Origin of the sequence: Nitratireductor sp. GCM10026969 (assembly GCF_042660605.1) — a bacterium.
GTDB lineage: Bacteria > Pseudomonadota > Alphaproteobacteria > Rhizobiales > Rhizobiaceae > Chelativorans.
In genome coordinates this window covers 1-12985 of the sequence record NZ_JBHSUM010000116.1, presented here as the reverse complement: position 1 = coordinate 12985, position 12985 = coordinate 1, and the positions used below count along the sequence as shown (strand labels likewise).

At 65.1% G+C, this 12985-nt stretch carries 15 protein-coding genes, 1 pseudogene and 1 riboswitch; of the genes and pseudogenes, 9 read left to right on the top strand and 7 right to left on the bottom strand.

From position 1 onward, the window contains the following. From ACFP9U_RS18765 to groL, 3 genes are all read left to right on the top strand, one after another. Positions 1-202: DUF4175 family protein (locus ACFP9U_RS18765; RefSeq protein WP_378623797.1), on the top strand; the 202-nt coding region annotated here is incomplete at its 5' end. Positions 203-577: 375 nt separating this feature from the next. Beyond that, the gene (groES, locus tag ACFP9U_RS18760; protein ID WP_378623795.1) at positions 578-892 is read left to right on the top strand and encodes a co-chaperone GroES; all 315 of its coding nucleotides are present in this window, start codon (positions 578-580) and stop codon (positions 890-892) included. Between the two features lie 50 nt (positions 893-942). Next, positions 943-2571 carry a chaperonin GroEL gene (gene groL / locus ACFP9U_RS18755; protein ID WP_378623793.1) on the top strand — a complete coding sequence of 543 codons (1629 nt, stop codon included), beginning with the start codon at positions 943-945 and terminating at the stop codon, positions 2569-2571. Positions 2572-2646: 75 nt separating this feature from the next. Here the strand turns inward: groL and ACFP9U_RS18750 are convergent, their stop codons facing one another. From ACFP9U_RS18750 to ACFP9U_RS18740, 3 genes are read right to left on the bottom strand one after another with little or no spacing between them, the layout of a single operon-like run. After that, the gene (locus ACFP9U_RS18750) at positions 2647-3012 is read right to left on the bottom strand and encodes a response regulator (protein WP_378623791.1); all 366 of its coding nucleotides are present in this window, start codon (positions 3010-3012) and stop codon (positions 2647-2649) included. 60 nt (positions 3013-3072) lie between these two features. Further along, entirely contained in the window at positions 3073-3615 is a 543-nt protein-coding gene (hpt, locus tag ACFP9U_RS18745) for a hypoxanthine phosphoribosyltransferase (RefSeq protein WP_378623789.1), read from the bottom strand. 8 nt (positions 3616-3623) lie between these two features. After that, positions 3624-4253, bottom strand: a complete 630-nt coding sequence (locus ACFP9U_RS18740; protein WP_378623787.1) for a hypothetical protein — start codon at positions 4251-4253, stop codon at positions 3624-3626. A gap of 183 nt (positions 4254-4436) precedes the next feature. Here ACFP9U_RS18740 and ftsE point away from each other — a divergent pair, with 183 nt between their 5' ends. The 4 genes from ftsE to ACFP9U_RS18720 all read left to right on the top strand — a co-directional run bounded on the left by ftsE (position 4437) and on the right by ACFP9U_RS18720 (position 7796). Then, positions 4437-5096, top strand: a complete 660-nt coding sequence (gene ftsE, locus ACFP9U_RS18735) for a cell division ATP-binding protein FtsE (protein ID WP_378623786.1) — start codon at positions 4437-4439, stop codon at positions 5094-5096. A 70-nt stretch (positions 5097-5166) separates the two neighbouring features. Further along, positions 5167-6096: a cell division protein FtsX gene (locus ACFP9U_RS18730; protein WP_378623798.1), complete on the top strand. Its 930-nt coding sequence runs from the start codon at positions 5167-5169 to the stop codon at positions 6094-6096. Positions 6097-6208: 112 nt separating this feature from the next. Continuing rightward, positions 6209-6901, top strand: a complete 693-nt coding sequence (locus tag ACFP9U_RS18725; protein ID WP_378623784.1) for a YdcF family protein — start codon at positions 6209-6211, stop codon at positions 6899-6901. 88 nt (positions 6902-6989) lie between these two features. Further along, positions 6990-7796: a lysophospholipid acyltransferase family protein gene (locus tag ACFP9U_RS18720; RefSeq protein ID WP_378623783.1), complete on the top strand. Its 807-nt coding sequence runs from the start codon at positions 6990-6992 to the stop codon at positions 7794-7796. A 109-nt stretch (positions 7797-7905) separates the two neighbouring features. Here the strand turns inward: ACFP9U_RS18720 and ACFP9U_RS18715 are convergent, their stop codons facing one another. Next, positions 7906-8424 (bottom strand): gamma-glutamylcyclotransferase, encoded by a 519-nt coding sequence (locus tag ACFP9U_RS18715; protein ID WP_322452960.1) that lies wholly within the window; start codon positions 8422-8424, stop codon positions 7906-7908. Between the two features lie 64 nt (positions 8425-8488). Between ACFP9U_RS18715 and ACFP9U_RS18710 the strand changes: the two genes are divergently transcribed. Continuing rightward, a complete protein-coding gene (locus tag ACFP9U_RS18710) occupies positions 8489-9472 on the top strand; it encodes a DUF2125 domain-containing protein (RefSeq protein WP_378623781.1) in 984 nt (327 codons plus the stop codon). A 58-nt stretch (positions 9473-9530) separates the two neighbouring features. Here the strand turns inward: ACFP9U_RS18710 and ACFP9U_RS18705 are convergent, their stop codons facing one another. Together ACFP9U_RS18705 and hisC are read right to left on the bottom strand one after the other, a co-directional pair. After that, positions 9531-10475: a prephenate/arogenate dehydrogenase family protein gene (locus ACFP9U_RS18705; RefSeq protein ID WP_378623780.1), complete on the bottom strand. Its 945-nt coding sequence runs from the start codon at positions 10473-10475 to the stop codon at positions 9531-9533. A 4-nt stretch (positions 10476-10479) separates the two neighbouring features. Further along, complete coding sequence (hisC, locus tag ACFP9U_RS18700) at positions 10480-11580, bottom strand: histidinol-phosphate transaminase (RefSeq protein WP_378623778.1); 1101 nt, start codon at positions 11578-11580, stop codon at positions 10480-10482. 81 nt (positions 11581-11661) lie between these two features. Then, positions 11662-11739: riboswitch (SAM riboswitch) on the top strand. A gap of 58 nt (positions 11740-11797) precedes the next feature. On the opposite strand from hisC, the gene metA reads away from it, so the two are divergent. Beyond that, the gene (gene metA, locus ACFP9U_RS18695; protein ID WP_378623777.1) at positions 11798-12718 is read left to right on the top strand and encodes a homoserine O-acetyltransferase MetA; all 921 of its coding nucleotides are present in this window, start codon (positions 11798-11800) and stop codon (positions 12716-12718) included. 36 nt (positions 12719-12754) lie between these two features. Here metA and ACFP9U_RS18690 read toward each other — a convergent pair. Next, positions 12755-12985, bottom strand: a pseudogene (locus tag ACFP9U_RS18690) (2-nitropropane dioxygenase); the annotation flags it as partial.

The window sequence follows — 12985 nt, the reverse complement described above, 5'->3', positions numbered from 1 at the left end:
CGACGGCCGGACGGGCCGTGACCCGCTCGGCCGGCCGCGGGCGACGACGGGACCGGATTTCGGCGATTCCGTGGATGTCCCCGACGAGATCGACACACAGCGGGCGCGCGAGATTCTGGAAGCGATCCGCCGCCGGCTGGGCGACGCGCTGAGCCCGGAGCTCGAGCGCGAATATCTGGAGCGCCTGCTGGATATGCAGTGAAGCTGCCGCTCGAGGTCGATACAGATCGCGCTCGGCACGTCGGCGAAGGGGTGCCGGCTTTCCCGGATCGTATAAGCAATTCCAGGAAGGTGGAAGCCGGTCTTCCGTCCGGAATTTGCATGGAATCAATTGGTTGGAGCAGTCCGCCGCTTCCCTGAAGCGGTGGACGGAACCAGCGCGCTTGCAAGCAGAAAGCTGCTCTCGGAGAAATGTTTTAGCACTCTCAAGGGAAGAGTGCTAAATTTTCACATCCCGCTACTTGAACACGGGATTCGGCACGCCCAAATCATCCGCGCGCGGCGCCGCGACGGGCCGCGTACCGCGCCGGAAGGACCGGCGCGGGAGGTGCTTCACAGACCGTCCCAGGAGGAAGACATGAAGTTCCGTCCTTTGCATGACCGCTTGCTTGTCCGCCGCATCGAAGCGGAGGAAAAAACCGCCGGAGGAGTCATCATTCCCGATACCGCGAAGGAGAAGCCGCAGGAAGGCGAGGTGCTGGCCGTGGGGCCGGGCGCACGTGCCGAAAACGGCGAGCTCTTGCCGCTGGAGGTGAAGGCGGGTGACCGCATCCTCTTCGGCAAGTGGTCGGGTACGGAGATTCGCCTCGAGGGCGAGGATCTCCTGATCATGAAGGAGAGCGATGTGCTCGGCGTTCTCGAGGCGAACGCCTCGGCAAAGAAGGCCGCCTGACGAGGGCCTTTCCAGAAGTCGTTTATGCTGCCTAATCGAGGAGTATTGAAATGGCTGCCAAAGACGTGAAGTTTCATTCGGACGCACGCGAGCGCATGCTCAGGGGCGTCGATATTCTCGCCAATGCGGTGAAGGTCACGCTCGGCCCCAAGGGCCGCAACGTCGTGCTCGACAAGTCCTTCGGGGCGCCGCGCATCACCAAGGACGGCGTGACCGTCGCCAAGGAGATCGAGCTCGAGGACAAGTTCGAGAACATGGGCGCACAGATGGTGCGGGAGGTGGCGTCCAAGACCAGCGACACGGCCGGCGACGGCACCACGACGGCGACGGTGCTGGCTCAGCACATCGTCAGGGAGGGTGCCAAGGCGGTCGCCTCGGGCATGAATCCGATGGACCTCAAGCGCGGGATTGACAAGGCCGTCGACGCCGTGGTGGCGGAATTGAGGAAGAACGCCCGCCAGGTGACCAAGAACGACGAAATCGCCCAGGTCGGCACGATTTCCGCCAATGGCGACCGGGAGATCGGCCGCTTCCTCGCCCAGGCGATGGAGAAGGTGGGTAACGAGGGCGTGATTACGGTCGAGGAAGCCAAGACCGCCGAGACCGAGCTCGAGGTGGTCGAGGGCATGCAGTTCGACCGCGGCTATCTCTCCCCCTATTTCATTACCGACCAGGACAAGATGCGCGTGGAGCTCGAGGAGCCCTATATCCTGATCCACGAGAAGAAGCTGTCCAACCTGCAGGCGATGCTGCCGGTTCTGGAAAGCGTCGTCCAATCCTCCAAGCCGCTGCTCATCATCGCCGAGGACGTGGAGGGCGAGGCGCTCGCGACGCTGGTGGTCAACAAGCTGCGTGGCGGCCTGAAGGTTGCCGCGGTGAAGGCGCCGGGCTTCGGCGACCGCCGCAAGGCCATGCTGCAGGACATCGCCGTCCTGACCGGCGGAACCGCCATCTCCGAGGACCTCGGCATCAAGCTGGAGAACGTCACGCTTGAAATGCTGGGCCGCGCAAAGAAGGTGGTGATCGACAAGGAAAACACCACGATCGTCGACGGCGCCGGCTCCAAGGACGAGATCCAGGGCCGCATCAACCAGATCAAGGCGCAGATCGAGGAGACCACTTCCGACTATGACCGCGAGAAGCTGCAGGAGCGGCTGGCCAAGCTGGCAGGCGGCGTCGCCGTCATCCGCGTCGGTGGCTCGACTGAGGTCGAGGTGAAAGAGCGCAAGGACCGCGTGGACGACGCCATGCACGCCACCCGCGCCGCGGTGGAGGAGGGGCTTTTGCCGGGCGGCGGTGTCGCCCTCCTGCGCGCGGTGGGTACGCTCGACCAAGTCGAGGTCGATAACAACGACCAGAAAGTGGGCGTCAACATCGTGCGCCGCGCCATCGAGGCGCCGGTACGCCAGATCGCCGAGAACGCCGGTGCCGAAGGCTCCATCATCGTCGGCAAGCTGCGCGAGAAACCGGACTTCGGCCATGGCTGGAACGCGCAGACGGGCGAATATGGCGACATGTTTGCCATGGGTGTCATCGATCCCCTGAAGGTGGTGCGCACTGCGCTCCAGGATGCCGCCTCCGTCGCCGGCCTCCTGATCACCACCGAGGCGATGGTCGCCGAACGGCCGAAGAAGGAGAGCCAGCCCGCCATGCCCGCGGGCGCCGGCATGGATTTCTGACCATCGGCTCCAGGCGTATGACGTGTGGCGCGGCCGGCGACGGCCGCGCCTTTTTGTTGTTTGAGAATAAACCGATTACGCCGCCAGGGCCTCGCCCACGCGCTGCCTGATCTCGGCGAGCGTGAAAGGCTTGTTCACCACGCCCTTGACCGTGCCTTCCAGTTCGGCCGCACGCTCGCGCTGGTCGGCGAAGCCGGTCATCAGCAGAAGGCGCAGGGCCGGAAAGGTGTTGGCCGCGGCGCGGGCCATCTCGATGCCGTCCATGGCGGGCATGCGGATGTCGGACAGCACGAGATCGTATCCGCCTGCGGCGTCTTCGATCTTTTGAAGCCCTTCCATGCCGTCCTCGGCCGTTTCGACCGAGTGGCCGGCGGCGCTCAGGGCGCGGGCGGTGAAGGAGCGGACGGACAGGTCGTCCTCGACGATCAGGAGCTTTGCCATGGCTCTATTCTCGCGATCATTTCTTACGGTTCGCTGAACAAATCGGCTGGATGCTGCGCTTCAAGCATCGCCCTTCACCACACCGACGAAGGGCAATTCGCGGAAGGCGTGTCCCACATCCATGCCGTAGCCGACGACGAAATAGTCCGGGCATTCGAAGCCGACGAAGTCCGCTTCCAGGCTCGCCTTGCGTCGCGCGCGCTTGTCGAGCAATACCGCGATGGAGACGGAATTGGCGCCTCGGGAGAGCATCAGGTCGCGGGCAAATTTCAGCGTTCGGCCCGATTCCAGAATGTCGTCGATCAAAAGGATATCGCGGCCCTTCACGTCGTTGTCGATGTCGCGCAGCACCTTGATCTCGCCGCTCGTCGTGCCGGCGCCGTAGCTGGAGATCATGATGAACTCCACCTCCGGCGAAATGCCGGCGTCGTGCATGGCGCGAATGAGATCGGCGGCGAAGATGAATGAGCCCTTCAGGACGGAAACCACCAGGAGGTCGCGGTAGTCGCGCGCGGCGACCTGCTTGGCGAGCTCGAGATTGCGCTGTGCGATCGTCGAGGCCGAAAACAGGACCTCGATTTCCTTGCCGCGGACCACGGGCATGACGTGAACTACTCCCTGAACGTCACCGAGACGGACCTCACCCCATCCTTAGGCACGGCCAACCGGCTGGAGAAGGTGAGGCGTTCGCCGACGGAGAGCGCCGCACCGTTTGTCCCCAGAAAATAGTGCGTAATGCGTCCGTCTGCACCCAATATGTTGATGGCCAGATCCGGCAGCGGGCCGGCTGTCCTGCCATCGTTCACCGCCTCGCCCTCGATGATCAGAAGGTCTCCCCCGGCAGCGGGCTCGATGCGGCTTTCAAGATTGACGATGCCGAGTGCGGTGCCTTCCGCCATCGGTCTTCCCGTCCTTTCGACGAGGGTATGCCCGCCGGAGAACCAGAAGGCCGCCAGGACGGCGGCGACCGCGAGCGCCCACGGTCCACTCCTTCCCTGAGCCGCAGGCCTGGCGACGCCGCGCAGTATTTCCAGCCCCGCCGGAGCGGGGGCGGGCGCGGGGAAAAAACGACCGGCCGACGGCGCGCGCTCCGGGACGCCAGACAGTGCCACGTAGTCTGCATCGATGGTCTCGGCGTCGTCAGATAGGCGCGGTGTTTCGCGCACGGCACCTTCGGCTCCGCGGTACTTCCGCGGGAGCAGATCGCCCGAAAGGGGCGCGTAGATCGGTTTTTCGACCATCCGGGCAGAACCGTTCTTTCGCCGACGCCTTATCGGCGGTAAAGCATAATGGTTAATGCTTCGCCACACGGCATTCGGCGGCCGTCTTAACCGGCCGTTAACCATAACGCCTGCAGTTCGAGGGTGCGGCAGGGCGCGCGTGGCGATCATCCGCTTCATGCATGACACGCAGGGTCGATCCAGGTGATTCGTTTCGAGAATGTTGGTCTCAGATACGGAATGGGCCCGGAAGTGCTCCGCGACGTCTCGTTCCATCTGCCGGAGCGGTCCTTCCAGTTCCTGAGCGGACCGTCCGGCACCGGCAAGACGACGCTCCTGCGCCTCCTGTTCATGGCGCTCAAGCCGACGCGCGGCCTCATCACGATCTTCGGCAAGGACCGTTCGCGCGTCACCAGGCAGGAATTGCCGCTGATGCGCCGGCGCATCGGCGTCGTCTTCCAGGATTTCCGGCTTCTCGATCATCTGACCACCTATGAGAACGTCGCCCTTCCCCTGCGTGTGCGCGGGCGGGAGGAGGCGAGCTACCGGGCCGATGTCGTCGAGCTTCTGAAGTGGGTCGGGCTCGGCGACCGCATGCATGTGCTGCCGCCGGTCCTGTCGGGTGGTGAGAAGCAGCGCGTGGCGATCGCCCGGGCGCTCGTGGAGCAGCCGCGCATCCTGCTTGCCGACGAGCCGACCGGCAACGTGGACCCGCAGCTTGCCCGTCGCCTGCTTCGCCTGCTCATCGAACTCAACCGCATGGGGACGGCCGTGGTGATCGCCACCCACGACATCGGCCTGATGGAGCAGGTCGATGCGCGTCGCATGGTCCTGTCGGGCGGGAGGCTGACCATCTATGACTAGCCCGCACGCGAAAGCCACCAAACAGGCCGGTACCCTCGCCGGCACTGCAAAGGCGAAGCTCAGCGAGCAGATGAAGCGGCAGGCTGCCAGACGGCTGGCGCGCAAGCAGACGCCCATCGTGCCGCCGGACAGCATCGCCAACCGCGCCATGGTGCTGGTCATCGCCATCATGACCTTCCTTTCCTGCCTGACGTTGGGGGCGGTGACGCTGGTGCGCGACACTGCCGCCACCTGGCAGACGCAGATCGCTCGCGAAGCCACGATTCAGATCAAGCCCGCCGAGGGGCTCGACATGGAGGAGGCGCTGAGCAGGGCGCGCGGTATCGCCGCCGGTCATGCCGGCGTGCGCAGCGCTGAGATCGTCGACCGTCAGGCAACGGCGCGCCTTCTGGAGCCGTGGCTGGGCGCCGGCCTCGATATTGAGGAACTCCCGGTACCGAGGCTGATCATCGTCGCCATCGATCCGGTGGAGCGGCCCGATTTCGCAGCCATGCGCGCGGAGCTGGCGGCGGCGGTACCGAGCGCGGTTCTCGACGACCACCGGACCTGGGTCGACCGGCTTGTTGCCATGGCGCGAACCACCGTCACGATCGGCATGGCGGTCCTGGTGCTCATGCTCTCGGCCACGGCACTGACGGTGATCTTCGCCACCCGCGGCGCCATGTCGGGCAACGGCCATGTGATCGAGGTTCTGCACTTCGTCGGCGCGGAGGCATCCTTCGTCGCGCGCGAGTTCCGCAGGCACTTCCTTCTGGCGGGTACGCGCGGCGCGGCCGCCGGGGGCGCGGCCGCCGTTATGGTCTTCCTCCTTTTTTCCTGGTGGTCCTCGCGCAACATGGCCACGCCCGAGGGCGACCAGACCGCCGCTCTGTTCGGCAATTTCGCGATCGGCGCTTCCGGTTATGCGGGGGTGGGGGTCGTCGTGCTCCTCATCGCAGCTCTCACGGCGGCGACCTCGCATATTACCGCGATCGGGCATCTCAAGCAGATCGATACCTGATTGGACCGGCCGTGGCGCACATTCACGCTCCGTGTCGCGATGTAATTCTTTTTGCACCGATCTGCTCCGGCGGCCTGTTCGTCGCCGCATTTAAGCGATAACCATGGGTTTCATGAGCGACATCGCGGACAGGCCGGCCGGGGATTGCACGCAGCGCCGGCGGCGCACGCTGGTGCTGCGCCTTGCAGTGGCCGTCCCGGCCCTCGCACTTGCGGCTTTCATTATCGGCTTCGTCGCCTTCGTCGAGCATGTGGCAGGCCTCGATGTCCCGCGGGAACTGCATCCGGCCGACGGGATCGTTGTGTTGACGGGCGGCCAGTCGCGCATTGATACCGGACTAGACCTTCTGAAGGCCGGCAAGGGCAAGCGGCTGCTCATCAGCGGCGTCAACCCGATCGCCAGGGTCGACGATCTGCGCGTTGCGACCGGTGGCGATCCCGTCCTGTTCGACTGCTGCGTCGATATCGACCGGGCGGCGCTGAACACCATCGGCAATGCCGAGGAAAGCGCCAAATGGGCAAGCGCCAACACCTACGGCAGCATCATCGTGGTGACGAACAACTATCACATGCCGCGCAGCCTCCTGGAGATGCGGCGCATCCTGCCAGCGGCCGACCTGCAGCCTTATCCGGTGGTCAACACGCCCCTGACGGATGGCACATGGATGACCAACCTCGATGCCCTGCGCGTCCTGTTCACCGAATATCTGAAATACATCGCCGCCGTCATACGCGGGCATTTAACGGGCTTGGGCGAGCCGACGTCACCAGTCGGCGACATCCCGGGTTCGATCGCGAGCAAATAGACCGCATGCGGTCTTTGCCAAGGGCTGCCGTTGAGGTAACCACGGGCCGGAAAGGGCGCGGCCCGCGCCTTCGACCCGGAACTCTTCTATGCTGCTTGTTCGCTCCCTCGCATTCAACACCGCGTTCTATCTGAACCTGATCGTCCAGATGATCTTCTGGACACCTGTCTATTTCCTGCTTCCGCGCAAGAAGGCTTGGTTCGTGCCCAAGGTGTGGGCGGCCTCCAGCCTGTGGCTGCACCGCGTGCTGGTGGGTGCCAGGGTGAAAATATCCGGGCTGGAGAACATACCCGAGGGGCCGTGCATCGTTGCGCCCAAGCACCAGTCGTTCTGGGACACCATCGCCTTCCTGCCCTTCATCCCCGACGCGCTCTACATCCTCAAGCGCGAGCTGGTCTGGATCCCCTTCTTCGGGTGGTACGTCGCCAAGATGCGGATGATTCCCATCGACCGCGGCAGCCGCTCGAAGGCGCTGCGGCAGGCGGTGAAGCTGGCCGGCGAACGCATGAGCGAGAACCGGCAACTCATAATCTATCCCGAGGGCACGCGCCGCCCGCCCGGCGCCGAACCGGCCTACAAATACGGCATCGTCGAGCTATACGCTCAGCTCGAGGTGCCGGTGGTGCCGATCGCCCATGTGGCGGGACTCTACTGGCCGCGGCGCAGGTTCCGGCGCTATCCCGGCACCATTCACGCCCGCTTCCTGCCGCCGATCGAGCCGGGCCTTTCGCGAGAGGAATTCCAGGAGCGCCTGATTCGCGAGACGGAGGCTGCCTGCGACGCACTGCTCGTCGAGGCGGCGGAAGGCCCGAACCCGCCGCCGTTGCCCGACACGGCCCGAAAGCGGCTGGCCGAAATCCGATCCAAGGCGGAAAGCCACGCGGCGAAGGGCTGATTTTGCCTAGGAGCAATTCCAGGAGAAGTGGAAGCCGGTTTTCCGTCCGGAATTGCGTGGAATCAAATGGTTAGTTCAGTTCACCGTTTCCGTGAAACGGTGAACTGAACTAAGCGCCGATCCTGGCCGCCACCGTCTCCAGCCAATGGTCGTGGATACCGAGTGCCTTCAAATGCTCGACCGTGTTGAGGACGTATTCCTCGTTGCGTCCCGACTGGCCGATGGCGCCGGAGACCCTTTGCGCGGCGTGCTCCGCGTCGAGGCGGCCGGCATATTGCGGGTGGCGGCGGTCGACCACATAGGTGAGCGCCTCGATCTCCGCTCCATCCCGCAGGCGAACGGGCAACCGCCGTTCCAGATAGACATGGGTGACCAGTTCGCGCTCGCGCAGATAGGCTGTTACTTCCGCCGCCAACTCGCCGGGGACACGGAAGGCGAGGCCGAGGCAGGAGCCGCCGCGGTCGAGCCCGAGCACGAGGCCCGGCCTGTCGGGCGTGCCGCGGTGGACGTGCGAGTGTACGCACAGCGCGCGCCGATAACCGAAAAGGCGGGCTTTTTGTGTTTCAGTATGGGCAAAACCGGGGCGCCACATCAGCGAGCCATAGCCAAAGACCCAAAAATCGTCCATTTCCACCTGACTTGTGCATGCGCCCCTCGGGCAGAAGATGATTCGGGGTAGCTGGAGGATGGTGATGGCGTCAAGCATGCTGTCGGAATCGCGTTCCGGCCGCCGCATCCTGTGGCTGGCGGTGGCCATCGTCGTGGCGGCCCTGGCCTATACCGGGCTGTGGTTTTATCTCGCCCGCGCGCTGGAGGAGAGGGCGGAGGCCACCCTTGCGGCCCTGAACGGCGGCGGTGTCCGCGCCCATTGCGAAGAACCCGAGGCGCGTGGCTACCCCTTCCGCATCGGTCTGTTCTGCCGCAGCGTCTTCTACGAGAACGCGCGAACCGGTGTTTCCTTCCGCGCCGGCGCCTTCCGTTCCGCCGCGCAGGTCTACCAGCCGTTCCGCACCGTGGGCGAGCTCGACGGGCCGGCCACCGTCCTGTTGCCCGTCGGTGAAGCGCTGGAAGCCGAGTGGGAGAACCTGCGCGCAAGCGTCAGACTGGCCCGGCCGCTGCCGGAACGGGTCTCCCTGGAGATACGGCAACTCGCCCTTTCTGCGCGTGACGGCGACGGCGCACCGCTCGCTACGGCCGACGACGTGCAGCTGCACGCGCGCCAGGCGGAGGCCGATCTGGATCTGGCGGCGGCATTCAGCGGCCTTCGTCTTGGCGCGAGCCTCGTTCCCGGCCTGCCGGCTCTGGAAGGCCGCGCGCGCCTGACGGTGGACAACGGTGTCACCCTGCTTGCCGAGCACACATTCGATCCGCGCGGCCGATCGGGAACCATTCAGCAGCTGATCGTCGGGGTTACGGGTGAGGCGGCGGAACTTTCCGTTTCCGGCCCCGTCTCCGTGGGAGCGGACGGGCTCATCGATGCCGAACTCTCCGTTCGGGTGGAAGAGCCGGCCGCGGTGGGGCGGATCCTTGCCGAAGCGTTTCCCGAGGAGCGCCAGAACATCATGACGGCGGCCGCGGCCTTCTCCGGTCTCGGCGATACGCCGCTGCAGATCAGAATTGCGCGCGGGCGGGTCTTTGCCGGATTCATCCCGCTCGGCAGGATTCCGCCGCTCTGACCGTTCGCGCTACGGATCGCGGCCGGAAACCCGGTATCCGCGTTTCCACGGCCTTGCGTCAGGCCTTCTCCGCTTTCGGCGGGTGTGCGAGCACGTGGCGGCCGAAATCGGGCACGTCCACTTCCTGACCCGCTTCGATGATGGAGCGGCGGATGGCGCGCGTGCGGGTGAACAGATCGAACAGCTTGTCGCCGTCGCCCCAGCGGATCGCCCGTTGCAGGGACGAAAGATCCTCGGAGAAGCGGGCCAGCATCTCCAGAATGGCTTCGCGGTTGTGCAGGCATACGTCGCGCCACATGGTCGGGTCGGAGGCGGCGAGGCGGGTGAAGTCGCGGAAGCCGGAGGCGGAGTATTTGATGACCTCGGATTTCGTCACCGTCTCGAGATCGTCTGCCGTGCCGACGATGTTGTAGGCGATGATGTGCGGCAGGTGCGAGACAATGGCCAGCACCATGTCGTGGTGCTCCGGGTCCATGGTGTCGACCAGCGAACCGCAGCGTTCCCAGAAGCGTGTAAGCTTCGCCAGCGCCTTTTCATCCGTATCCGGAAGCGGCGTGAGAATGCACCAGCGCTCCTCGAAAAGCTCGGCGAAGCCCGCATCTGGGCCGGAATGCTCCGTGCCAGCGATCGGATGGCCGGGGATGAAATGCACGCCTTCCGGCATATGCGGCGCCATCTGCCGCATGACGGAGCTCTTCGTGGAGCCGACGTCGGTGACGATGGCGCCGGACTTCAGGTCGGCGGCGATCTCGGCGGCCACCTTGCCCGACGCGCCGACGGGCACCGAGACGATGACGAGATCGGCGTCGCGCACCGCCTCGGCTGCTTCGAGATGATATTCGTCGCCGAGGCCGAGCGCCTCCGCCCGGGCGAGTGTTTCGGCGCTTCGGGTGGCGATGGCGATCCGCTCCGCCAGGCCCTCGCGGCGGATGACGCGGGCAAGCGAGGAGCCGATGAGGCCGATGCCGATCAGGGCGATTTTGGCAAAGAGAGGTTCGGTCACAGTCTCAACCGTTCAGGAATTTTGAAAGCGCGGCCACGACGCCGCGATTGGCCTCCTCCGTGCCGACGGACATACGCAGCGCGTTCGGAAAGCCGTAGGCGGTGACCCGGCGCAGAACGAAGCCGCGCGCGACCAGGAAGGCATCGGCATCCTCGGCCGTCTTGCCGCCGTTTTGCGGAAAGTGGACGAGGAGGAAATTGCCGATGCTGGGGGTGACGCGCAGCCCGAGCTTCGTCAGCTCTTCGTTGAGCCAGGCCCGCCACGCCTCGTTGTGGGCGGCGGCACGCTCCACATGGGCGCGGTCGCGGATGGCGGCCGCGCCGGCGGCGATGGCCAGCGCATTCACGTTGAAGGGGCCGCGCACCCGGTTCACCGCGTCGACCACATGCGCCGGCGCATACATCCAGCCGATGCGCAGGCCGGCCAGGCCGTAGATCTTCGAGAAGGTGCGCGTCATCACCACGTTTTCGAAGGACGACACCAATTCGATGCCCGCTTCGTAGTCGTTGCGGCGCACATATTCCGCATAGGCCGCGTCAAGCACGAGAAGCACGTGCCCCGGTAGCCCCGCATGCAGGCGCCGGACTTCCTCGACAGGCAGGTAGGTGCCGGTGGGATTGTTGGGATTGGCGAGGAAGACGATCCTCGTGCGCTCGGTCACCGCCGCGAGGATCGCGTCGACGTCGGCGCGCTCGTCCTTCTCCTTCACCACCACAGGCGTGGCGCCGGCCGCCAGGATCTGGATCCGGTAGACGAGAAAGCCGTGCTCGGTGAAGATCCCTTCGTCGCCCGGCTTCAGATAGGTCTGGGCGAGGAGACCCAGAAGCTCGTCTGAGCCGTTGGCGCACAGGATGTTGCCCGAGTTGAGGCCGTGCACCTCTGCAATGGCCTCACGCAGCCCGGCGGCGGCCCCGTCGGGGTAGGCTTCCAGATGGCCGCTTGCCGCCTGGACCGCCTCGAGAGCGGCCGGCGAGGGACCGAGCGGTGTCTCGTTGGAGGAGAGTTTCCATACCTTGGCCGCGCCGGGCGCGCTTTCGCGGCCGGGAACATAGGCGGCGATGTCCATGATGCCGGGCTTGGGCTGCGGACGGTTGGACGAATGCATCGGAATGGGTCCCATAGAGTCGAGGCCGCCTGCTTTAGCTCATGTCTTCCATTGACGCAAAGGGCCCCCCGTCTTAAAAGAACGTCTGCTCGTGGTGATTTGGCCGGTCGGCTTGCAGCCACGTAAAACAAGTCGCTAAAAGGCCGAGCGATGTAAAATCCGCTGAGACCGGCCGCGATTTCGCTGCCGGTCTTTTTTGTTTTTGGAGCCTGCGCCAATGCCGATCAAAATCCCCGACCAGCTTCCCGCCCGCGACGTGCTTGCGCGCGAGGGCGTGGCCGTCATGGACGAGCAGACGGCGTTGCGCCAGGACATCCGCCCCTTGCAGATCGGGCTCTTGAACCTGATGCCCAACAAGATCCGCACCGAAGCGCAGTTCGCCCGCCTGATCGGGGCCAGCCCCCTTCAGGTGGAGCTGACGCTGGTGCGCATCGGCAATCACAGAGCCAAAAACACGCCCGAGGACCACCTCATCACCTTCTACCAGACCTGGGAGGAAGTGGCGGCGCGCAAGTTCGACGGTTTCATCGTCACCGGTGCGCCGGTCGAACTTCTGCCCTTCGAGGACGTCACCTATTGGGAGGAGTTGACGCGCATCTTCGATTGGACAACCACCAACGTGCATTCTTCCTTCTTCATCTGCTGGGGGGCGATGGCAGCTGCCTGGCATTTCCACCGCATTCCGAAACACACCCTTGAGAAGAAGGCGTTCGGTGTCTTTCGTCACCGCAACCACGCGCCGGCCTCGCCCTACCTCGCCGGCTTCTCCGACGATTTCGCCATCCCCGTCTCCCGCTGGACCGAAGTCCGTACCGCCGACATTCCGCCCGATTCGGGCCTGGAGGTGCTGATGGAATCGGACAGGACCGGGCCCTGCCTGGTCACGGAAGCGATCGGCAACCGCCTCTATATGTTCAACCACATCGAATACGACTCCACCTCGCTCAAGGAGGAGTACGACAGGGATATCGCCGCCGGCGTACCGATGCAGGTGCCGCATGACTATTATCCTGACGACGATCCAAGCCGCAGGCCGCTCAACCGCTGGCGCTCGCACGCCCACTTGCTCTTCGGCAACTGGATCAACCAAGTCTATCAGACCACCGCCTACGATCTGGAGAAGATCGGCCGTTCCTGATGGCGATCTAGCAGGAGGCTGTGCCGACCGGTCCTGCTACCCGCCGAGCAGGGTCCGTGCCTCCTCGGCGAGCCTGCGCGTCAGATCCTGAGCGGGCATCGCCGCCCCCAAGGCCGCCGCCTGACCTGCCCACAGGGGCGAAAAGTCTCCGGAGCCGGTGCCTTCCGCCGCCTTGCGCAGCGGCATGACGGCGGCGGTGGCGAGGGGAAAGGCGGGAGCGTCGGGGCTCATCGGCCCGACTTCGCGGACGACGCGGTTAATGAGCCC

Excerpts from the sequence above, each read along its gene's own strand:
- groES (WP_378623795.1), top strand. The coding sequence starts at position 578 with ATGAAGTTCCGTCCTTTGCATGACCGCTTGCTTGTCCGCCGCATCGAA.
- groL (WP_378623793.1), top strand. The coding sequence starts at position 943 with ATGGCTGCCAAAGACGTGAAGTTTCATTCGGACGCACGCGAGCGCATG.
- ACFP9U_RS18750 (WP_378623791.1), bottom strand. The coding sequence starts at position 3,012 with ATGGCAAAGCTCCTGATCGTCGAGGACGACCTGTCCGTCCGCTCCTTC.
- hpt (WP_378623789.1), bottom strand. The coding sequence starts at position 3,615 with ATGCCCGTGGTCCGCGGCAAGGAAATCGAGGTCCTGTTTTCGGCCTCG.
- ACFP9U_RS18740 (WP_378623787.1), bottom strand. The coding sequence starts at position 4,253 with ATGGTCGAAAAACCGATCTACGCGCCCCTTTCGGGCGATCTGCTCCCG.
- ACFP9U_RS18730 (WP_378623798.1), top strand. The coding sequence starts at position 5,167 with ATGAAGCGGCAGGCTGCCAGACGGCTGGCGCGCAAGCAGACGCCCATC.
- ACFP9U_RS18725 (WP_378623784.1), top strand. The coding sequence starts at position 6,209 with ATGAGCGACATCGCGGACAGGCCGGCCGGGGATTGCACGCAGCGCCGG.
- ACFP9U_RS18720 (WP_378623783.1), top strand. The coding sequence starts at position 6,990 with ATGCTGCTTGTTCGCTCCCTCGCATTCAACACCGCGTTCTATCTGAAC.
- ACFP9U_RS18715 (WP_322452960.1), bottom strand. The coding sequence starts at position 8,424 with ATGGACGATTTTTGGGTCTTTGGCTATGGCTCGCTGATGTGGCGCCCC.
- ACFP9U_RS18710 (WP_378623781.1), top strand. The coding sequence starts at position 8,489 with ATGGCGTCAAGCATGCTGTCGGAATCGCGTTCCGGCCGCCGCATCCTG.
- hisC (WP_378623778.1), bottom strand. The coding sequence starts at position 11,580 with ATGCATTCGTCCAACCGTCCGCAGCCCAAGCCCGGCATCATGGACATC.
- metA (WP_378623777.1), top strand. The coding sequence starts at position 11,798 with ATGCCGATCAAAATCCCCGACCAGCTTCCCGCCCGCGACGTGCTTGCG.